Origin of the sequence: Marivita geojedonensis (assembly GCF_002115805.1) — a bacterium.
In the GTDB taxonomy this organism is placed as follows: Bacteria; Pseudomonadota; Alphaproteobacteria; order Rhodobacterales; family Rhodobacteraceae; genus Marivita; species Marivita geojedonensis.
Window position 1 is genome coordinate 1 of the sequence record NZ_JFKC01000025.1, and the last position, 19,379, is coordinate 19,379.

Sequence of the window (19,379 nt, forward strand, 5' to 3'; positions counted from 1 at the left end):
TCCTGACCCTAGAGTGTTACGACAAGGTACTGGGCTTCGAAAAACCCCAAAGCACATCTGAAGCTGAAGCTGAAACCGGTGTACCCACGGAAACTATCGAAGAAGAGGTATCAAGCGGCAACAGTTGGGTCCTAGTCAAAGAACGAGATGGGTTTACCGAAGCGGATACTTCCTATGTGTACCTTGAAAGCGCGCAGGCAGGAGGAGGTATGCAAGACCTCAATGCCATAATCATTCGCTGTAATGGAGAAGGCGGCACGGAATTGTATGTTGTATCGGATGGATACTTGGGAAATGATCGTTTGCGCGTTAGGTACAGGTTTGATGACAATGAACCGATCTCCGAACGCTGGTCCCCATCGACTGACGGTCGTGCAGCATTCTTACCGAGTGGTTACCGTGATTTCCGCAGTGGGCTAACTTCGTCCGAAAGTGTACTTATGGAGGTAGAAGCCTTCAATGGAGCACGTCATCAGGGAGAGTTCGGAGGCCTTAGCAACAATGCAGAAGATCGCGACTTTGTAATGTCTGGCTGCAAGAGCAATAGCTGACCCCAGTTAGCCTTGGGTTCCATAGGGACCTCAACTCAGTTGGCTAGAATGCGATAAAGGCTCGCTCTCGAGATACCCACCTGCTCACAAACCTTCGCCTTTGACATACCCGTAGCAAGCAGAGCCTTTACACTGTCAGCCTTTGCCATAGCCGTAGGTTTACGTCCTGTGTATTTCCCCTCTGCGCGAGCCTTGGCAATACCTTCCCTCTGCCGCTCTAGCATCATCTCACGTTCGAATTGAGCAACGCTAGCCATCACGTTGAGCATCATCTTGCCAGTAGCCGTAGAGGTATCGACCTGTTGCCCCCCCATAGACAGGATCACCAACCCTGCGTCAGTGTCTTCCAATGTCTCCAACAGATCGCCTAGGTGCCGTACAGAACGTGCCAGACGGTCCAGCTTGCATACCACCAGCTTGTCACCAGAGCGAAGTGACTTGATGGCTGCGTCCAACTGCTCTCGTTCACCAACACTAGAAACCTGCTCTTTGTAGATGGTCTCACATCCGTGGTCCCGAAGGTCTCTAACCTGCGCATTTAACCCTGCGTCCTGTTCCAAGGTCGAAGTTCTTGCATATCCAACCAGCATGAGATGTCTCCCGTGATTCTCAATAGAATATTAGTATATTTTGAGAAATGCTTCAATAGAGTTGGTAATACGGCGTTTTAAGGCATCGTTCTCTTGTGCCATTGGGGCTTGGTCTATTGAGACAGTTGCCGACAACAGGGCGGATCCAATCTTGGTGGTTACATTGAGTTCTTAAGCCATTGTCATTAGGGTAAAGAGACGATGTATCAAAGGCATAGGTGATAAATGGCTAGTCGGAATCCGTCTGGAAATTCAAAAAGTGGAGTTGGCGTTTTCACATTTGTAGCAAGTCTTGTTTCGTGGGTCGTGGCGTTGGTTGGCACCATCGTTGGAGCCGTGTTGATCTTCGCGGGCGTTACCAGTGGTTCGAGGGAAATTGCCTTCTCTGGTGTAGCCATAATGATTGGCGGTTGGGTCAGTTCGGCAGGTCTCGGAACACTTGCAGAGATTAGCATCAAGCTGAGTAAACTTGGTGGCGATGATCAATGACACCCCCCCACATGGGAAACAGGGACCAGCCCCTACGTAAGAAATTGGCACCTCAGAGCGTGCACTGGCTACATAATTGGGTGATATTTATCAGTAGGTTACAGGTGAATACTCATGTCCGCACGAGTAGTTCACATGTATCCAAGCGTATGATCTTGCGTCAAATGTTGTGGTTAGGTCGGTCCTTGGTTAAGCCATTGGGAATACATGTGTTTTTTATGGCAAGTGGCTGTATCTACTTGAGACTATTCGGGTGCCACTCAAGCAAGCCTATGGTTCTTGCCCGAACATTGATAAAAATTCCGACCAACTCGCTACAGTCATTATGTATGGCTGTCAGACGAAACTATTTTTCCTGAAGCTGCTCACGTAATCGGGCGATGACGTCCTGCCACATACGACTATTCTTGATGAGACGTTCATTTTGCGCTTTGAGTTCTGCAATTTCCGCCTCCAACTCAATCAACCTTGCTAAACTTGCTGTGGTCTGGCTCTTGGTTGTCTTGGGCTCCTCTCGCGCGCGCTTCAGTTCCTCTCGCGCAAGCTGAAGGTCAACTTCTGACTGGTTCAGGTTCGCCTCCAGCTCCTTCATTCTAATTCTAAGTTCGGCCAGCTTGCCAAAGTCATTGTTAAGAGTTCGAGCGGCAGCAGTAACATCAGTACAAGTAAAGGACACCAAACCATTAGACTTGGACAGAACATCCAGTTGTAAGTTGTTGTACAGAACCGCGAGGAAATCAGGCCCCTCAAACGACCCAAGGATGTTATCGCTGATATCCCACTTTGCAGACAAAGGATTTTCTACGTTACCATCAATTAGCGCAACGGGGCCCTCTTCACCTTCGTGGAACGCGAGCACTAGCCCAAGATTTCGGGCTTCATCGTAACAAGCAAAACCAACATCCTGTGCTGCAGCTGCGCTACTCATCAATACCGCCGCGGCAGTGCTCCCGAACGGTCTCATTCTTCAATCCTCACAGCTGTTCCTGACGCCACCAGCATCACCATTGTCCAACCTGTCTCCCCGATCTGGGTATAATCTAAGTCCACACCGACGACCGCATTGGCACCGACAGCATGAGCCTCTCTCTTAAGTTCGTATAGGACGGTTTCACGAGCGTCTCGCATGGTCTTTTGAACTGCTTCTGAGCGCCCGCCTACAATGTTCCTTACTGTCGCAAACAAGTCTTTGAAAACATGCATTCCATACGCGCACTCTGCTGTGACGATGGAAATTCGTTCTTGAATTTGGAGGTCTTGCGCTTGTGTCTCAGTGGTAAGCATTACAGCTTCAATGGCCAGATCGCGTTCCACACGTTCTTGATGCTGTTGCTGGATTACGGGACTACCCGTTTCAATCGTATTTAGGTAATGACACTGGGCGCATAGACCGCCGTACCCGGATTCAAGCATTCCGAATTTCTTGCCACATCTCGAACAGTTCGCCATCCGTACACCTTACGCGTTTACTTCAACGTACTTTACATGCAGATACGTATTGTTCTTCGGCAGTCTCGAGAACCATGTAAAACATTGCAACCGCCATATCGCTCCCCATTTGCTCTGCAGGGCTTTCTGTCGCCTGCGCACTGTCCGCTAAGAAATTTTCGAGGATCGACGGGTGAGTTTTTCTCAAGAACGCACCAAGAAGGGCTCCGGTCATCATAGCTTGGTCTTCATTCGCATTTAATATGAATTGCGCTGACGCCGTCGATAGACCGGTAATTTGTGCAATCGTTGCTGCATCTGCACCTTCGTTCTCTTGCAGTGATGTCCAGATGTAACGAAGCTCGCGTTCACTAAGGTTTTGAACCAGATTTTGAATTTCGGAATAAGTGCTGCACGCAATGGGTGAAATGGCGGAACCAGTCTCCTGCGAAACAGTGTGGATGGTCGCAATTGATGAGGTTAAGCTGGATTGCTGATCACCCTCGTCTTTGCAGCCCTGAAATGGATAGTAGTCGCTGCCCGAAGAATAGTAAGTCTCATACGGGAACCGCTCTGATCGAAGAGCCATGAACTCAGTTCCAATCCTAGCCGCCATCTGCTGATCAGAAATTCCGGCAACACAAGGGTCTGCTATATCTTCAATTCCGATCAAGTCTCGGGTTTCAGCGGCTGACCTCGCAGCTTCCAAGAAGCAAGTCCATGTATCCGCATAGCTATCATTGCGAGCAGAGCACGCGTTGACGACAGGCTCAGCGGCTGGGCCGTAGTAATCACTGGTAATCATGTCCCCCAGAAGCTGAAAGGCGATGGCACCTTCTTTTAGACAAGTCGGAAAATTTGATGCGTTGGCTTTTGCATTGCATTCAGCGATCACAGCTTGGGGGATATCTTCAGACTGCGCCAACGCGTATGATGTCGTCATGGGAAGAAATAGTAAGGCCCAAAGCTTCATTTCCTGCCTCCAATGCGGTTAGATGCGTATTTCCAACCTAATACGACACAGAACGACACGTGAAGGGAGAACACGCGACCAGCCGGGTTCAGTTGTCGCGATAATGAACGTATGGGGTGCGAAATTATGTTTTTTGCGCAGCAGATTCTGTAAAGAATCGCGACTGTTTACACCCACTCAGAAAGCTCTGAAGCCACCTTGCAAGTCCGTACCGAATTTCACTTCCGAGCGTGACTCACCAAGTGCTTGGGATCAACCTTCGTTCACAGTAGTGCAGTGAAGCAAGGGTCAGCTGCATGTATTGTCAAAGCCCATTGCCCAAGGTTCCTGAGTCATCCCGCACCACAAATGCCCCTTACGCGGCTTCCATCCCGATGTGCACGGACACGGGTTTCCTTGGGTGATGCGTTTCTACTAAAGCCAAGGGTGGTCAATGGACATGATGGCTTCATAACGTGTCCTAAGGCTTGGTCCTTGTCCGTAACCAGCCGCAACATCACCTTGTCTATGACCTGTGATGAAGTCTGAAACTTCCTTGGGTACACCTGCGTCTCGTGCAAGGTCTTTAAAGGTGTGACGAAGACTGTGGGGAACTACCCTTGGGTCATCTATGAGGTTTCTGATGTGTTCCCTCAGGCGTCCTTTGCTGAAAGATACTGGAACAACATCGGCATTGTCATGCAGGGGTACTAGCCGCCTTGAGCCTTTGGTTTTGGGATCATCTTCCCTTAAGTCCATATACCGGATGCTGCCTTGTTCCCGCACAGGTGGTTTCTTGTGCAGTTCCCCGATACGCATCCCTGTTGTTATTAGGATTGCGAAAGCCTTACGATCCTCCTCGGGCATGTCCATCTGGAACAGGGCGTACAGTTGGTCATGGGTGAAGGGAAGGCGCTCTACAGCATCACTGCCAATGCCTTTGAGGTCTAGTCCGATCCAAGGATTATGTCCTATGTCGAGGTCTCTGTGTTTGTTGGCCCACTTGAATACATTAGACATAGCAGCGCGTAACACTCGTATACTTGATGCACTGGAGTCCTCACCAATCTCATTCAGGAAGTCATAGGCGTCGTATACAGTCACATCCTTTAAGGGTTTCTTTCCAAAGTCAGGATGATCGTGCCACTTACGTAACTGCCATCTATCGTTCTTGCGGGACTTCTCAGGCCTAGTTTCTTTGTATCGGTCCAACAGGTCACCCAAGGTCTGACCACCTGTCTGCACCTCTGGGGCATCAACTGCAAAATTCTTCATTTGCTCTATGACATTCCTCCGAAACACAGGGTGGTCTTGTGTCCTGTCGGCAATGCCTAGAAGTGCGTCTGTACTTAGTTCCTTTGATTGCAATTCATCTTTGTCCCCTTGGAAGTGCTTAAGCGGTATCGAGTGTCCAAGTGCGGTCAAGAGTTTGCAAAGGTCTACGTGAGTGCTGATCTTAATGGTAGGTTGCAGTTGGTATTTACCGTCGGGGTTCCGGTCGATGCCATGCAGGCCACTCGCATAGATACCCATAAAACCCATGCCTCTGCCCTTGAACGCAGATGTATCGACTGTGATGTAGCCGTTGGTGTACCATTGTTTTGTGTTGATACCCTCTTTTTCCAGCAAGGGCCTGATACTCTCGTAGAACTTGTCGCTGCGTTCCAAGAGCGTGTCGAACTCGTCATATATCACCTGAGTCAACTCGTGCTGTCTGAGTTGGGCTTGTCGTTTGTCGCTGGTACCTGTGCTGCGTCTGGCCTGTGTGTCGGTCCCGAAAGTGAGTTCCTTGGGCTTGGTAACACAGACGTACCATTTGCCTTTCCTCCGTTGCAGAGTGCTTGGTTTGTACTGCATGGTTTCTCCCCCAATATAGGGTCCAATATAGGGTCCAGTGCCCAAAAAAATCCAATAAGAAAAGAACGCTAGCACGGGCAGGCCGCAATTTGGCCCAGAGTCTTAACAAATGGTTAACGTCGCAGGATCGCCTGCGGCTTGCATCGCCCGGACGCAACGCGTAACCCGATGAGCAGAACAGGGGACCATCCGGGGGATACAGAATGCGCCACTCCATGACGGGTTTTGCCTCCGGGCAGGGTGAAGCTCTGGGACTTGCGTGGTCCTGGGACCTGCGCAGCGTCAATGCCCGTGGCCTGGACATTCGCGTGCGCGTTCCCGACTGGATCGACGGGTTGGAACAGGCTTTGCGGGCGCTGCTGACCAAGCGGCTCGCGCGCGGCAGCGTCACGGTATCCCTGCGACTTCAATCCAACGGGGCCGAGGCCACTCAGGAGCTTAACGAAGCTGCCTTGGATCGCGTGCTTATGGCGATGCTCCAGATCGAGGCGGAAGCGATGGCGCGCGGGCTGTCCCTGACCGCATCCTCTGCCGCTGATCTGATCACCCTCCGAGGCGTCATGGATACCGCCCAGCAGGCCGCTGATCCGGCCGAACTCCGCAAGACGCTGCTCGCTGATTTCGAGCCGGCGCTCGACAGCTTCATCGCGTCTCGGCAAAACGAGGGAACCGCGCTGGCAGAGGTGCTCACCGGACAGGTTGACCAGATTGCGGATCTGGTCACACAGGCAGAGACCGTCGCAGAGGCCCGAAAGGATGAACAGGCCGACAGGATGCGGGCAGCAATGGCACGTGTCATGGACGCCCAGGACACCATCGATGAGCAGCGCATCGCACAGGAACTTGCCCTGATCGCGGTCAAGGCGGACGTGACCGAAGAGATCGACCGTCTGCGCACCCATGTCGACGCTGCACGCGGTCTGCTTGACGCCGATGGCGCGGTGGGCCGAAAGCTGGATTTCCTGATGCAGGAGTTCAACCGCGAAGCCAACACGCTCTGTTCAAAGGCGCAGTCCGCACCACTGACGGCCGTCGGGCTTGAGCTGAAATCGGTGATCGAACAGATGCGCGAACAGGTGCAGAATGTGGAGTAAGCCATGACCAATCGCCGGGGTCTTCTGATCATCCTGTCATCGCCCTCGGGTGCCGGGAAAAGCACATTGTCACGCCGCCTTCTGGACTGGGATCCCTCGCTCAGCTTTTCGGTTTCGGCGACAACCCGTGCGCCGCGTCCCGGTGAAGTGAATGGTGAGCATTACCATTTTCTCAGCGAGGACGCGTTCAAGCGCGACGTGAACGCGGGCGACATGCTGGAACACGCGCATGTCTTCGGGAATTTCTACGGCAGCCCGCGCAAGCCGGTGCAGGCGGCCATCGACGCCGGCAATGACGTGCTTTTTGACATCGACTGGCAGGGCGCGCAGCAGATCGTGAACTCGGCCCTTGGTCCGCACACGCTGTCGATCTTCATCCTTCCGCCGTCGATCGCGGAACTGCGTCGGCGTCTGGAGAGCCGTGGGCAGGACAGCGCCGAGACCATCGGGAAACGGATGCAGAAAAGCTGGGACGAAATCAGCCACTGGGGCAGCTATGATTACGTTCTGGTAAATGACGATCTGGACCGCACCTTTGCCGATCTGCAAACCATCGTCACCGCGACCCGCCTGCGCCGCCTGCAACAGCCGGGGCTGGTCGAACATGTCCGCAAGCTGCAACAGGAATTCGAGGAATTGACATGACGCTTTATGCTTTGGACGATATTGCACCTCAGATCGCGGAAGACACATGGATTGCCCCGGATGCCAATCTGATCGGCCGCATTATCGTTGAGGACGCGGCAAGCGTCTGGTTCTGTTCAACCCTGCGGGGGGACAATGAGACGATCACCGTCGGTGCGGGCAGCAACATTCAGGAAAACTGCGTGCTGCACACCGATATGGGCTATCCGCTGACCATCGGAAAAGGATGCACCATCGGCCATAAGGTGATGCTGCATGGTTGCACCATCGGCGACAATTCCCTCATCGGGATGGGCGCCACCGTCCTCAATGGCGCAAAGATCGGCAGCAACTGCCTGATCGGGGCCGGGGCGCTGATCACCGAGGGCAAGGAAATCCCGGATGGATCGCTGGTCATGGGCGTCCCCGGGAAGGTGGTGCGCGACCTGGACGAGGCCGCGATAGAGGGTCTTCGGAAAAGCGCGCTTGGCTATCAAGCCAACATGCGCCGCTTCCGCGTCGGTTTGCGCCCGGCATAAGCCAGCCTGTCCGCAGGACTTTTTTCACCCTCATGGGTTGAACATGCGCGCGGCAACGTCACTGTTGCCGTATTGCGGAACGAGAGAGTGAGTGCGATGAAAACGATCTGGATCAATCTTTGCCTGATGTTTGCAGCCGCAATGGCGACTGCCCACGAGGTGCGCCCGGCGATTGGTGATCTCGAGGTGGTCGAGGGGCAGGTCGAGATCACCCTGACCCTGAACGGAGAAGCTCTGGCCGCAGAGGTCAGTCTCGAAGGCATCGCAAATACCGACGAACTGGACGCCTCCGCAGATGTGGACCGGCTGCGCGGGCTTGAACCGGACGCACTCCGCGCGGAACTGCAATCCCGCATGACCGGCTTCACCGAAAGCCTGAGCGTCACCGCCGGAGGTCAGGCCGTTCCGCTGACCGTGAACGCGATAGACGTCGACGAAGTCGGCAACACCGAACTGCCGCGCGATACCGTGCTCAGCATGACCGGACCGATTCCCGAGGGAGCGGACACGATCAGCGTTACATGGCCTGCTGCCTACGGCGCGCTCGTGCTGCGCCAACAGGGTGTCCAAGAACCCTATACCGGCTACCTCGAAGGTGGTCAGAGCAGCGGAGACATCCAGCTCGGCGGCGGCGATGAGGCCGGCGGTTGGGCCACCTTTGCCACCTATATCCCTGTCGGGTTCGATCACATCCTGCCCAAAGGGCTGGACCATATTCTTTTCGTCCTCGGCCTCTTCTTCCTGTCGACACGGTTCACGCCGCTGCTGTGGCAGGTCACGTCCTTCACGCTGGCGCATACGGTGACGCTGGCGATGGCGGTGCTGGGCATCGTTTCGGTGCCTGCGAGCATCGTGGAACCCCTGATCGCGGCGTCCATCGTCTATGTGGCGGTTGAAAATATCGTGTCCGACAAGCTCCACCGATGGCGGCCCTTCGTGATCTTCGGTTTCGGTCTGCTGCACGGTCTGGGATTTGCCAGCGTGTTGGGTGAATTCGGCCTGCCGGACGGGCAGGTGATCCCGGCGCTGATCGGGTTCAACATCGGGGTGGAACTGGGCCAGCTTACCGTCATCGCAATCGCCTTCATCCTGGTCTGGTACGCCATTCGGGTCGACGAAGGAGAGGCGGATGTCGCCCCGGCGCAGGGAATATACGGTGCGCTGGCCGTGATCCTCGTAGGCCTGGGCTTTGCGATGAACACGGAAGGCTTCCAGGAGGTGATGGGGGCCTCTGCCATGGTGTTCTTCTGGCCGCTCGCGGCCCTCGCGGTGCTTTGCGCGGTGTCCGCCACTCTGGTTGAACAGATCGATGCCTATCGTCGCTACGTGGCCGTTCCAGCCTCTGCAGCGATTGCGCTGGTCGGCGCATATTGGTTCATAGAGCGGGTCTTTCTGTAATCCGAAAAAGCGCAACTTTGGCCTATTGCCTTCAGCCGAAGGCGATAGGTCCGCTTACCTGTCGGTGTCCCGGATTTCCGGCGAAACCGACCGCATCAGATTTTGCCGGACGAAGGGTAGCATTTTCGCAAACAGCCCCAAAATGTTCCCTCGATCTGGCTCTTGCACATGCAGGAAACCCCCGCTATACGCGCGCCACTGACACCGCAGGCGGGGTCGGGCCTTTGGGGGAGACATCCCCAAATGTCCACCGGTTGGCCATCTGGCTGATACCCCCGCTGAGGATTGAAACCGGAAAGGATACGACACATGGCTCTTCCAGAGTTCACCATGCGTCAGCTGCTTGAAGCTGGCGTTCACTTCGGCCACCAGACGCAGCGTTGGAACCCGCGCATGAGCGAGTTCATCTATGGCGCGCGCAATGGCATCCACATCATGGACCTGACGCAGACCGTTCCGATGCTCGACGCAGCATTGAACGTGATCCGCGAAACCGTGGCCAAGAACGGCCGCATCCTGTTCGTCGGCACCAAGCGCCAGGCGCAGCAGCCGATCGCAGAAGCCGCTGAAAAATGCGCACAGTATTACATGAACCACCGCTGGCTGGGCGGTACGCTCACCAACTGGCAGACCGTTTCCAAGTCGATCCAGCGTCTGAAATCCATCGACGAACAGATGGACGCCGGCGCAGAAGGCCTGACCAAGAAAGAGCGTCTGGGCATGGAGCGCGAGCAGGGCAAACTGCAGGCGTCGCTGGGCGGTATCCGCGAAATGGGCGGCGTGCCTGACCTGCTGTTCGTCATCGACGTCAAGAAAGAAGCGCTGGCCGTTGCCGAAGCCAACAAGCTGGGTATCCCGGTTGTGGCGATCGTCGACACCAACTGCTCGCCCGAGGGTGTGGATTACATCATCCCCGGCAACGACGATGCAGCCCGCGCCATCAGCCTCTACTGTGACCTGGCCGCGCGCGCCGCTCTGGACGGCATGACCGCTCAGATGGGTGCCGCCGGTGTTGACCTTGGCGCCCTCGAAGACGCGCCGGTTGAGGAACTGGTCGAAGAAGCGCAGGCCGCCACAGCCGAATAAGCGTTACCGCGCCGTTACACAGATATGACAGGGCAGGGCGGTCCATGGGCCGCCCACGCGCCCGTAAAACTATGAGGAGAGCCGAAGATGGCGATCACAGCAGCACTCGTGAAAGAACTGCGCGAAATGACTGGCGCAGGCATGATGGATGCCAAGAAAGCACTGGTGGAAAACGACGGAGACATGGAAGCGGCCGTTGACTGGCTTCGCACCAAAGGTCTCGCCAAAGCCGCCAAGAAATCCGACCGGACTGCCGCAGAAGGCCTCGTTGCCGTTAAGGTTGAAGGTGGCAAGGGCGTTGCGGTTGAGGTGAACTCTGAAACCGACTTCGTCGGCAAGAACGCTGAATTCCAGGCGATGGTCAACGCAATCGCAGGTGCCGCGCTGACAGCATCCGATATCGAAGACCTGAAGTCCAAAGATCTCGGCGGCAAGACCGTACAGGACACCATCACCGACAAGATCGCCACCATTGGTGAGAACATGTCGCTGCGTCGCATGTCGACCGTCGAAGGCGGGCAGGTCGTGTCCTACGTCCACAACGCTGCCGCAGACGGAATGGGCAAGATCGGCGTTCTCGTTGCGCTGTCTGCCGACAACGAAGCCTTCGGCAAGCAGGTCGCGATGCACATCGCAGCTGTAAACCCGGCGTCGCTGTCCGCAAACGACCTGGACCCGGCCGTTGTCGAAAAAGAGCGCCAGATCCAGATCGACATCGCACGTGAGTCGGGCAAGCCCGAGCAGGTGATCGAGAAGATGATCGAAGGCCGGATGAAGAAGTTCCTCAGCGAAGTGACCCTTCTGGGTCAGTCCTTCGTGATCAACCCGGATCTCACTGTCGAAGCCGCCGCAAAAGAAGCCGGCGTCGAAATCACCGGTTTCGTCCGTCTCGAAGTGGGCGAAGGCATCGAGAAGAAAGAAGAAGATTTCGCAGCCGAGGTTGCCAAAGCTGCTCAGGGCTAATTTCCTGAAATCTTTATAAAAAGTGAAGCGGCGCTGTCTTAATTGGCAGCGCCGCTTTCTTCGGGAGCAATGGACTGCATCATATTGGGGATGATGCGATCCCCCGACGGGCCGGAAAAAACGAACCGCGACAGGTCATCCTTTACCGGGCAGGCCGGGTTTCTTTGAATGAGACCCGCAGAGCCCTGAAAATATATGGGATGCGGGTCCCTTGTTCCTTGGCCAAAATTGCCACCACTCACGGAACATCAACAGTCTGCCAATTTACGCGAGGTCAAGGAAGTCCGGATTTCCGTACCTCACAGTTTTTTCACGCCTCAGGCGTCGCTGTTGAACATCTGGTTCTGTAGAGCGGCCTTCAGGACTGCCTGCGCCGTGGTATCGACGTTCAGAGCTTCACGGGCCAGGCGCAGGTGTTTTTCGACCGTTGCGGGCGTCAACCCCATGATCGTCGCGATGTCCTGCATCGTCTTGCCGCCGCCGACCCATTCCAGCGCCTCGCGCTGCCGTTTCGTGAGCGTCTGGTTCGGCGGATTATAGGGCAGGGTCAGGATCTTCAGGTGAACGATATTGTTCATCAACTGGATCAAGTCACCCGAAGCGTCCCACACAGCATCCACATCCGCCTGAGACATTCCAGGCTCTGCAATCAGTGCGATGGCGCCTTTGGCGCGATCCGACAGACTGCGGAAACTGATCGAGTAACCGGCTGTGATGCCGTTCTGCGCGTTGAACTCAAGAATGCGCCGCTCGTCGTCAGTGACGGTTCCGCTTTCCATCATCATCCTCAGAAGCGTCCAACTCGATGCGCCATCATTCTCAAGCGCCCAACGCACCATCGGAGCCGAACGGTACAAACCATCGTTGATGAACCGCGTCACGTAGCCGGAGTCGATGTTCGACAGAACGATAAAGTCGTCCGGATCGCCAAGCGAGGTCGCTGTCCGGAACCGTGTGAAGCCGTAGAGCAACCGATCAAAGCCGAAACCCGCCATGCGGCGGCAATGCAGATCCCACAATTCTTCAATGCTGCTGGAATGCGTCAGGTCCAACAGGGCTGCATTTTGTTCGGGTGTCATCGTAACCGGATTCTCAATACCACACAGCGTGTCTACGGTGCGGACAGTCGTTTTGTCTATACGGTGCTCTGGCTATATATTACATAATACTGATTATAAGATTAATGTAGGCACCAAGACGCCACTTACTCTATTTGAATCAAGCGCATACGACACACAGTTAATGCTCCGTGGAAACGCATGACCGAAGCAGGAAATTCGCAAACCGCACTACTCTGTCTGTCTGCACGCAAAAAGACCCGAGTCGATTCCTACTCCAGACCGAACCATCATCAGTGAAATGTCACCAAACACGTACCACCTGGCCTTGAGTGCTCGGAAAGCCCTATTCAATCCATTTGTTCCGGCACAGATCGAATAAATCAGCCGAAGATAAAACCACCTTCTTTTAAAGCCTTGCGGAAAACTCCGCATAATTCCGTTACGTCAACGCCCGGTGTCATAAAACAGTTACGTAACTGTCACAAAAGCATGGCCAAAGCTGACTAGACACGGCGCCAACGGTCATCAGGGGGATGGCCGAGAGACATCCAATCAAGGAGCTGACGTAATGTCTGTAAAACTCTCTGTATCCGCACTCGCGATCGTCGCGGTATCTGCAACTGCCGCTGCTGCGCGTGACAACGTTCAGGTGGCTGGGTCGTCGACCGTCCTGCCCTACGCGTCCATCGTTGCCGAGGCCTTTGGCGAAAACACCGACTTCCCGACACCGGTTGTCGAATCCGGTGGCTCGTCTGCCGGCCTGAAGCGCTTCTGCGAAGGTGTGGGCGAAAACACAATCGACGTGGCAAACGCTTCGCGTGCGATCCGCGAAAAGGAAATCGCCGCCTGCGCGGAAAACGGCGTGACAGACATCATCGAAGTCCGCATCGGCTATGACGGCATCGTGTTTGCGTCTCAGCAGTCCGGCCCCGCGTTCAGCGCATTCGAGCCGTCCGATATCTTCAACGCCATCGGCGCGAAGGTTCTCAAGGACGGCGCAATCGTCGACAATCCGCACAACTCCTGGGCCGAGTTCAACGCAGACCTCCCGGACGCGGAAATCGCGATGTTCATTCCCGGCACCAAGCACGGCACACGTGAAGTGTTCGAGGAAAAGGTTCTGCTGATCGGCTGCGAGGCAACCGGCGCAATGGAAGCCATGATCGCTGGCGGAATGTCCGAGGACGATGCGGAAGACGCCTGCCTTGACGTGCGTCAGGACGGCAAGTCGGTCGACATCGACGGTGACTACACTGAAACCCTCGCCCGTATCGACGCCAACACCAACGGCATCGGCGTGTTCGGTCTCGCGTTCTACGAGAACAACACCGACAAGCTCAAAGTGGCCACCATGTCCGGCGTCGAGCCGACAACCGCCACCATCGCATCCGGCGAATACCCGGTCTCCCGCCCGCTGTTCTTCTACGTCAAGAAAGCGCATATCGGTGTGATCCCGGGCCTAAAGGAATACGCACAGTTCTTCGTTGCCGATGAACTCGCAGGCCCGAACGGCCCGCTGGCCAACTACGGCCTCGTATCTGATCCGGAACTGGCAAAGACCCAGCAGATGGTTGCAGACGAAAAGGTCATGGGCGCAGACATGTAATCTGCCCTGACGCTTCGACAGGAGGCGGCATATTTCGCCGCCTCCTTTTCCTTTTAGGTCATTTTCAAAACCGCTGGGGGCAAAATGCCACTACTTTGGCTCTTTCTGATCGTGCTCGCGATTGCGGCAGGGGCATACGTCCTTGCCCGGGTTCGCGTGCTTGCGATGGCAGGCGAGAATCGTCGCGCCTTGCATTCGCTGCCGGTCTATTACGGCAGCAATGCCGCGATGAAATCGGGCGTCCCTGCCCTGCTCGTTCTGGCGGTCTGGCTCGTGGCGCAGCCGTTGGTGATCGACACGATCGCCTCCGGTCACATCCCTGACAGCGCCATCGCGGAAACCACATCGCGCGGTCTGGTCATGGCAGAAGTACGCCGCACCGCCGACGGCATCGATATGGCCATTGCGTCCGGAGAACTGAGCGAAACAGCGGCGCGCGACCCGCAGGCTGACATAGAGGATCTGTCGGCGCGCCTGTCCGACGCCGGCGCAATCCTGACATCCGAGATCACGCCGCCTGTGTTCCGCGCGGCACAGGAACTGCGCGCTCTGAGCGCTGTCGGAACGCAGGCCATGACGATCATCGTCGTGCTGATCGCACTGTTCGGAGCGCTGTGGGCTCTGCGCGAAACAAAACCGGACTTCCGGGCGCGCAACGTCGTCGAACAGGGTGTGCGTGGTCTGCTCATTGCAGCTGCGTCGATTGCGATCCTGACCACCCTCGGCATCGTTCTGTCGCTGGTCTTCAACACGGTCGAGTTTTTCCGCCTCTACCCGGCGTCCGAGTTTTTCTTCGGCACCAACTGGGCCCCCAGCTTTTCGGGCCGCGGCGGAGCTTCGGATCTTGGCATTGTGCCGCTTCTCTGGGGGACCTTCTACATCTCGCTCGTGGCGCTCATCGTGGCAGTCCCGATTGGCCTGTTTGCCGCGATCTACCTTTCCGAATACGCCAGCCCCAAGGTCCGCGCGGTTGCGAAGCCGTTGCTCGAGGTTCTGGCGGGCATCCCAACGATCGTCTACGGCCTGTTCGCCCTGTTGACCGTCGGTCCGCTGCTTATGCGCGTCTTCGGGGATGAGGGTCTGGGCTGGATGCAGGCGGGCACCGCCGTGATGACGGCAGGCCTGGTCATGGGCATCATGCTGATCCCCTTCGTGTCCTCCCTCTCCGATGACATCATCAACGCCGTACCGCAGGCGCTGCGCGATGGCTCTTACGGCCTCGGAGCCACACAGTCCGAGACCATCCGGCAGGTGGTTCTGCCAGCCGCCCTGCCCGGCATTGTCGGCGCGATCCTTCTGGCTGCATCCCGCGCCATCGGTGAAACCATGATCGTGGTTCTTGGTGCCGGGGCCGCCGCGCGGCTGAGCCTCAATCCCTTCGATGCGATGACCACGGTCACCGCCAAGATCGTGTCACAGCTGACCGGCGACTCCGACTTCGCTTCCCCTGAAGCCCTCGTCGCATTTGCCCTCGGCATGACCCTCTTTGTCATCACACTCGGGCTCAATGTCTTCGCCCTCTACATCGTGCGCAAATACCGGGAGCAGTACGAATGACCGACATCAGCATGGGCGGTTCCGCACCGAAATCCTCGCTTACAACCGTGGATGCGCGCACACGCAAGCGCAACGCGGCCGAAAAACGCTTCAGGGCTTACGGGCTGACGGCCATCGCGATTGGCCTGTTATTCCTGATCGTTCTGGCTGTCTCCATCATCCGCTCCGGTGTTCCTGCCTTCACGCAGACCGAGGTCCATATCGACTTCACAATCACACAGGAGCAATTCGACGACGCCGAAAGCCAGATGCTCAAGACGAGCGCCTATCAGAAGCTGTTCATCGCGGCGCTGCAGTCTCAGCTTGAAGACCGTGGGCTGGAAGTGTCCTTCGACCCGGCCGCAATCGAGCGGCTGCTTGGCAAGACCGGCGGCACGATCCGCGAATACTATCGTGAAAACCCGGATCAGATCGGCACCCCGGTACGGTTTGAACTGGCCGCATCCTCGCGCGTTGACGGCTATTTCAAAGGGCGCGTGTCGCGTGACACGGTCGTGGACAGCCGCTTCCTGATGGTGAGCGATCTCGACCTTGTGGACGCGTTGCACGATGTGGGGATCATCACGCAGGCCTTCAACTGGAACTTCATCACCGGGTCGGACACCGGCGTCGACAATCCCGGCGGAGCCGGGATCGGCGTGTCGGTGATCGGGTCATTCTTCATGATGCTGGTGGTGCTGGTATTGTCCCTGCCCATCGGCGTGGCCGCGTCGATCTATCTTGAGGAATTCGCACCGCAGAACTGGTTCACCGACCTGATCGAGGTGAACATCTCCAACCTCGCCGCGGTGCCCTCCATCGTCTTCGGCATCCTTGGCCTCGCGGTATTCATCCAGTTCATGCACCTGCCCCAGTCGGCACCGCTTGTCGGCGGTCTTGTGCTGACACTGATGACCCTGCCGACGATCATCATCTCGACCCGCGCCTCGCTCAAGGCGGTGCCGCCGTCGATCCGCGAAGCCGCACTGGGTGTCGGTGCCTCCAAGATGCAGACCGTGTTTCACCATGTGCTGCCGCTGGCGGCGCCCGGCATCCTGACCGGAACCATCATCGGTCTGGCTCAGGCGCTTGGCGAGACAGCGCCGCTGCTGTTGATCGGGATGGTCGGATTCATCGCCCGCGCCTACCCCGAAGGCGTCGTATCGGGTTTCGTCGATCCGAACTCGGCCATGCCGGCGCAGATCTACACCTGGGCCGCACGCGCAGATGCGGGCTTCTATGAAAAGGCCTGGGGCGGGATCATCATTCTGCTCATCTTCCTTCTGACGATGAACATCATCGCGATCATTCTGCGTCGCCGCTTTGAGCGCCGCTGGTAAACAGGACCCGGCACCATGTACGATGCACCCCACTACACCAGACAGGAGACCGGCGTGACGGACGTCAAAATCAAAGCCCAGGACGTGCAGGTTTATTATGGCGACAATCACGCCATCAAAGACGTGACGGTTGATATTCAGGACAAGACCGTGACGGCGTTCATCGGACCGTCGGGCTGTGGCAAATCCACCTTTCTGCGCTGCCTGAACCGCATGAATGACACCATCGATATCTGCCGCGTCGAAGGCGATATCCGGATCGACGGCGACGACATTTACGACAAGCGCGTGGACCCGGTACAGCTGCGCGCCAAGGTGGGAATGGTGTTCCAGAAGCCGAACCCTTTCCCCAAGTCGATTTACGACAACATCGCCTACGGCCCGCGCATCCACGGCATGGCCCGCAACAAGGCCGAGATGGACGACATCGTGGAACGCGCCCTGCGTCGCGGCGCGATCTGGGATGAGGTCAAAGACCGCCTGCAAGCGCCGGGCACCGGCCTCTCCGGCGGTCAGCAACAGCGCCTCTGCATCGCCCGCGCCGTGGCAACAGAACCCGAAGTGCTGCTGATGGACGAGCCGTGCTCTGCGCTTGACCCGATTGCGACGGCCCAGGTTGAGGAACTGATCGACGAACTGCGCCAGAACTATGCGGTGGTGATCGTGACGCACTCGATGCAGCAGGCCGCCCGCGTCAGCCAGAAAACTGCGTTCTTCCACCTTGGCAATCTCGTGGAATACGACGACACTTCAAAGATTTTCACAAACCCCGAAGACAGCCGCACCGAAAGCTACATCACCGGACGGATTGGATAAGATCGTGACACATGAACATATCTCGAGCGCCTTCGATCGCGATCTGGAAGGCATACAGGCCCGCATCATGAAGATGGGTGGCCTTGTGGAACAGGCAATCCTCGACTCCGCGCAGGCCCTCGAAACCCGGGATCAGGAACTGGCTGAACAGGTCCGCGCCAATGACAAGGTCATCGACGAACTGGAAGAGCTTCTGAACGAGGAAGCCGCCCGCGTCATCGCGCTGCGCGCGCCCACGGCCATCGACCTCCGCGTGATCCTCTCGGTCATGCGCATGAGCGCCAATCTCGAACGTATCGGCGACCTCGCCAAGAACCTCGCCAAGCGCAATGCGGTCCTGATGACCATGCCGGCAATCAACGGCTCTGCCGCGCAGTTGCGTCGCATGTCACGGGACGTTCAGATCATGCTCAAGGATGCGCTGGACGCGTATATTCAGCGCGACGAGGTGCTGGCCCGCGATGTGATCGAACGTGACGTGGACATCGACCAGATGTACAACACGCTCTTCCGCGAATTCCTGACCTTCATGCTCGAAGATCCCCGCAACATCACCCCCTGCATGCATCTGCATTTCATCGCAAAGAACGTGGAACGCATGGGGGATCACGTCACATCGATCGCCGAGCAGGTCGTGTTCCTCGTCACCGGCGAGAAACCGGAAGAGCCCCGCCAGAAAGAGGACAACACTTCAACCGATGCCGACCTGTCGCATTCGGTCGAACTTGGGGACTAAGCCATGTCCGCCGGACAACCCACTGTTCTGGTCGTCGAAGACGAACCCGCACAACGCGAAGTCCTTGGCTACAACCTTGAAGCCGAGGGATTTCGTGTCGCCAAGGCAGAAAACGGCGAAGAAGCCCTGATCCTCGTCGATGAGGAACAGCCGGATATCATCGTCCTCGACTGGATGCTGCCCAATGTCTCGGGCATTGAAGTGTGCCGCCAACTCAAGACCCGCCCGGACACGCGGAACGTGCCGATCATCATGCTCTCGGCCCGCTCGGAAGAGGTGGATCGGGTGCGCGGCCTCGAGACCGGGGCGGATGACTATGTGATCAAACCCTATTCGGTGGTCGAACTGATGGCCCGTGTCCGAGCGCAGCTGCGGCGCACCCGGCCGGCCGCTGCGGGTCTGCGTCTGGAATTCGAGGACATCGTGCTGGACGCAGAAACCCACCGCGTCACCCGGGATGGCAGCGAGATCAAGCTGGGGCCGACGGAATTCCGCCTGCTGTCCACCCTGATGGAAAAACCGGGCCGTGTCTGGTCACGCGAACAACTGCTCGACCGGGTCTGGGGACGGGACATCTATGTCGATACGCGGACGGTCGATGTGCATATCGGGCGCCTGCGCAAATCGCTCACAATGTCGGGCGGGACCGATCCCCTGCGCACCGTGCGTGGTGCCGGATATTCCCTGGGCTGATCCGAACAGCTCCGAACGGC

At 56.9% G+C, this 19,379-nt stretch carries 20 protein-coding genes; 14 read left to right on the plus strand and 6 right to left on the minus strand.

What is annotated here, in order from left to right:
- Nucleotides 1–551: hypothetical protein (locus MGEO_RS21440; RefSeq protein ID WP_085640869.1), on the plus strand; the 551-nt coding region annotated here is incomplete at its 5' end.
- Between the two features lie 35 nt (nt 552–586).
- Here MGEO_RS21440 and MGEO_RS17755 read toward each other — a convergent pair.
- Nucleotides 587–1,141, minus strand: a complete 555-nt coding sequence (locus MGEO_RS17755) for a recombinase family protein (protein ID WP_085640871.1) — start codon at nt 1,139–1,141, stop codon at nt 587–589.
- A gap of 306 nt (nt 1,142–1,447) precedes the next feature.
- Between MGEO_RS17755 and MGEO_RS21770 the strand changes: the two genes are divergently transcribed.
- Nucleotides 1,448–1,630, plus strand: a complete 183-nt coding sequence (locus tag MGEO_RS21770) for a hypothetical protein (RefSeq protein WP_211297960.1) — start codon at nt 1,448–1,450, stop codon at nt 1,628–1,630.
- Nucleotides 1,631–1,976: 346 nt separating this feature from the next.
- Here the strand turns inward: MGEO_RS21770 and MGEO_RS17760 are convergent, their stop codons facing one another.
- The 4 genes from MGEO_RS17760 to MGEO_RS17775 all read right to left on the minus strand — a co-directional run bounded on the left by MGEO_RS17760 (nt 1,977) and on the right by MGEO_RS17775 (nt 5,867).
- Nucleotides 1,977–2,594, minus strand: a complete 618-nt coding sequence (locus MGEO_RS17760; RefSeq protein ID WP_085640873.1) for a hypothetical protein — start codon at nt 2,592–2,594, stop codon at nt 1,977–1,979.
- Entirely contained in the window at nt 2,591–3,043 is a 453-nt protein-coding gene (locus MGEO_RS17765) for a YbjQ family protein (RefSeq protein ID WP_233139985.1), read from the minus strand. Before MGEO_RS17765 ends, MGEO_RS17760 begins: the two co-directional genes overlap by 4 nt.
- A gap of 58 nt (nt 3,044–3,101) precedes the next feature.
- Nucleotides 3,102–4,031, minus strand: coding sequence for a hypothetical protein (locus MGEO_RS17770; RefSeq protein WP_085640877.1), 930 nt, complete (start codon nt 4,029–4,031; stop codon nt 3,102–3,104).
- A gap of 414 nt (nt 4,032–4,445) precedes the next feature.
- The gene (locus MGEO_RS17775; RefSeq protein WP_085640879.1) at nt 4,446–5,867 is read right to left on the minus strand and encodes a DUF6538 domain-containing protein; all 1,422 of its coding nucleotides are present in this window, start codon (nt 5,865–5,867) and stop codon (nt 4,446–4,448) included.
- Between the two features lie 203 nt (nt 5,868–6,070).
- On the opposite strand from MGEO_RS17775, the gene MGEO_RS17780 reads away from it, so the two are divergent.
- From MGEO_RS17780 to tsf, 6 genes are all read left to right on the plus strand, one after another.
- The gene (locus MGEO_RS17780) at nt 6,071–6,961 is read left to right on the plus strand and encodes a YicC/YloC family endoribonuclease (RefSeq protein WP_085640881.1); all 891 of its coding nucleotides are present in this window, start codon (nt 6,071–6,073) and stop codon (nt 6,959–6,961) included.
- Between the two features lie 3 nt (nt 6,962–6,964).
- Entirely contained in the window at nt 6,965–7,606 is a 642-nt protein-coding gene (gene gmk, locus MGEO_RS17785; protein WP_085640883.1) for a guanylate kinase, read from the plus strand.
- Nucleotides 7,603–8,124, plus strand: a complete 522-nt coding sequence (locus MGEO_RS17790; RefSeq protein WP_085640885.1) for a gamma carbonic anhydrase family protein — start codon at nt 7,603–7,605, stop codon at nt 8,122–8,124. Before gmk ends, MGEO_RS17790 begins: the two co-directional genes overlap by 4 nt.
- A 96-nt stretch (nt 8,125–8,220) precedes the next feature.
- Complete coding sequence (locus MGEO_RS17795; protein ID WP_085640887.1) at nt 8,221–9,522, plus strand: HupE/UreJ family protein; 1,302 nt, start codon at nt 8,221–8,223, stop codon at nt 9,520–9,522.
- A gap of 309 nt (nt 9,523–9,831) precedes the next feature.
- On the plus strand, nt 9,832–10,608 hold the full coding sequence (rpsB, locus tag MGEO_RS17800) for a 30S ribosomal protein S2 (protein WP_085640889.1): 777 nt from the start codon (nt 9,832–9,834) through the stop codon (nt 10,606–10,608).
- An 87-nt stretch (nt 10,609–10,695) separates the two neighbouring features.
- Nucleotides 10,696–11,571, plus strand: coding sequence for a translation elongation factor Ts (tsf, locus tag MGEO_RS17805; protein WP_085640891.1), 876 nt, complete (start codon nt 10,696–10,698; stop codon nt 11,569–11,571).
- Between the two features lie 317 nt (nt 11,572–11,888).
- Here the strand turns inward: tsf and MGEO_RS17810 are convergent, their stop codons facing one another.
- Complete coding sequence (locus tag MGEO_RS17810; protein ID WP_085640893.1) at nt 11,889–12,650, minus strand: LuxR family transcriptional regulator; 762 nt, start codon at nt 12,648–12,650, stop codon at nt 11,889–11,891.
- Between the two features lie 550 nt (nt 12,651–13,200).
- On the opposite strand from MGEO_RS17810, the gene MGEO_RS17815 reads away from it, so the two are divergent.
- The 6 genes from MGEO_RS17815 to phoB all read left to right on the plus strand — a co-directional run bounded on the left by MGEO_RS17815 (nt 13,201) and on the right by phoB (nt 19,359).
- On the plus strand, nt 13,201–14,238 hold the full coding sequence (locus tag MGEO_RS17815) for a substrate-binding domain-containing protein (protein WP_085640895.1): 1,038 nt from the start codon (nt 13,201–13,203) through the stop codon (nt 14,236–14,238).
- Nucleotides 14,239–14,322: 84 nt separating this feature from the next.
- The gene (gene pstC / locus MGEO_RS17820) at nt 14,323–15,795 is read left to right on the plus strand and encodes a phosphate ABC transporter permease subunit PstC (RefSeq protein ID WP_085640898.1); all 1,473 of its coding nucleotides are present in this window, start codon (nt 14,323–14,325) and stop codon (nt 15,793–15,795) included.
- Entirely contained in the window at nt 15,792–17,114 is a 1,323-nt protein-coding gene (gene pstA, locus MGEO_RS17825) for a phosphate ABC transporter permease PstA (RefSeq protein ID WP_085640900.1), read from the plus strand. Before pstC ends, pstA begins: the two co-directional genes overlap by 4 nt.
- A gap of 15 nt (nt 17,115–17,129) precedes the next feature.
- Entirely contained in the window at nt 17,130–17,930 is an 801-nt protein-coding gene (gene pstB, locus MGEO_RS17830; protein ID WP_085640902.1) for a phosphate ABC transporter ATP-binding protein PstB, read from the plus strand.
- Between the two features lie 4 nt (nt 17,931–17,934).
- Entirely contained in the window at nt 17,935–18,666 is a 732-nt protein-coding gene (gene phoU / locus MGEO_RS17835) for a phosphate signaling complex protein PhoU (RefSeq protein WP_085640970.1), read from the plus strand.
- 3 nt (nt 18,667–18,669) lie between these two features.
- A complete protein-coding gene (gene phoB, locus MGEO_RS17840) occupies nt 18,670–19,359 on the plus strand; it encodes a phosphate regulon transcriptional regulator PhoB (protein ID WP_085640904.1) in 690 nt (229 codons plus the stop codon).
- Nucleotides 19,360–19,379: the final 20 nt, after the last annotated feature.

What these genes read in the sequence shown, in the direction of transcription:
- MGEO_RS17755 (WP_085640871.1), bottom strand. Translation starts at nt 1,141, where the DNA reads ATGCTGGTTGGATATGCAAGAACTTCGACCTTGGAACAGGACGCAGGG.
- MGEO_RS17760 (WP_085640873.1), bottom strand. Translation starts at nt 2,594, where the DNA reads ATGAGACCGTTCGGGAGCACTGCCGCGGCGGTATTGATGAGTAGCGCA.
- MGEO_RS17765 (WP_233139985.1), bottom strand. Translation starts at nt 3,043, where the DNA reads ATGCTTGAATCCGGGTACGGCGGTCTATGCGCCCAGTGTCATTACCTA.
- MGEO_RS17770 (WP_085640877.1), bottom strand. Translation starts at nt 4,031, where the DNA reads ATGAAGCTTTGGGCCTTACTATTTCTTCCCATGACGACATCATACGCG.
- MGEO_RS17775 (WP_085640879.1), bottom strand. Translation starts at nt 5,867, where the DNA reads ATGCAGTACAAACCAAGCACTCTGCAACGGAGGAAAGGCAAATGGTAC.
- MGEO_RS17780 (WP_085640881.1), top strand. Translation starts at nt 6,071, where the DNA reads ATGCGCCACTCCATGACGGGTTTTGCCTCCGGGCAGGGTGAAGCTCTG.
- gmk (WP_085640883.1), top strand. Translation starts at nt 6,965, where the DNA reads ATGACCAATCGCCGGGGTCTTCTGATCATCCTGTCATCGCCCTCGGGT.
- MGEO_RS17790 (WP_085640885.1), top strand. Translation starts at nt 7,603, where the DNA reads ATGACGCTTTATGCTTTGGACGATATTGCACCTCAGATCGCGGAAGAC.
- MGEO_RS17795 (WP_085640887.1), top strand. Translation starts at nt 8,221, where the DNA reads ATGAAAACGATCTGGATCAATCTTTGCCTGATGTTTGCAGCCGCAATG.
- rpsB (WP_085640889.1), top strand. Translation starts at nt 9,832, where the DNA reads ATGGCTCTTCCAGAGTTCACCATGCGTCAGCTGCTTGAAGCTGGCGTT.
- tsf (WP_085640891.1), top strand. Translation starts at nt 10,696, where the DNA reads ATGGCGATCACAGCAGCACTCGTGAAAGAACTGCGCGAAATGACTGGC.
- MGEO_RS17810 (WP_085640893.1), bottom strand. Translation starts at nt 12,650, where the DNA reads ATGACACCCGAACAAAATGCAGCCCTGTTGGACCTGACGCATTCCAGC.
- MGEO_RS17815 (WP_085640895.1), top strand. Translation starts at nt 13,201, where the DNA reads ATGTCTGTAAAACTCTCTGTATCCGCACTCGCGATCGTCGCGGTATCT.
- pstC (WP_085640898.1), top strand. Translation starts at nt 14,323, where the DNA reads ATGCCACTACTTTGGCTCTTTCTGATCGTGCTCGCGATTGCGGCAGGG.
- pstA (WP_085640900.1), top strand. Translation starts at nt 15,792, where the DNA reads ATGACCGACATCAGCATGGGCGGTTCCGCACCGAAATCCTCGCTTACA.
- pstB (WP_085640902.1), top strand. Translation starts at nt 17,130, where the DNA reads ATGTACGATGCACCCCACTACACCAGACAGGAGACCGGCGTGACGGAC.
- phoB (WP_085640904.1), top strand. Translation starts at nt 18,670, where the DNA reads ATGTCCGCCGGACAACCCACTGTTCTGGTCGTCGAAGACGAACCCGCA.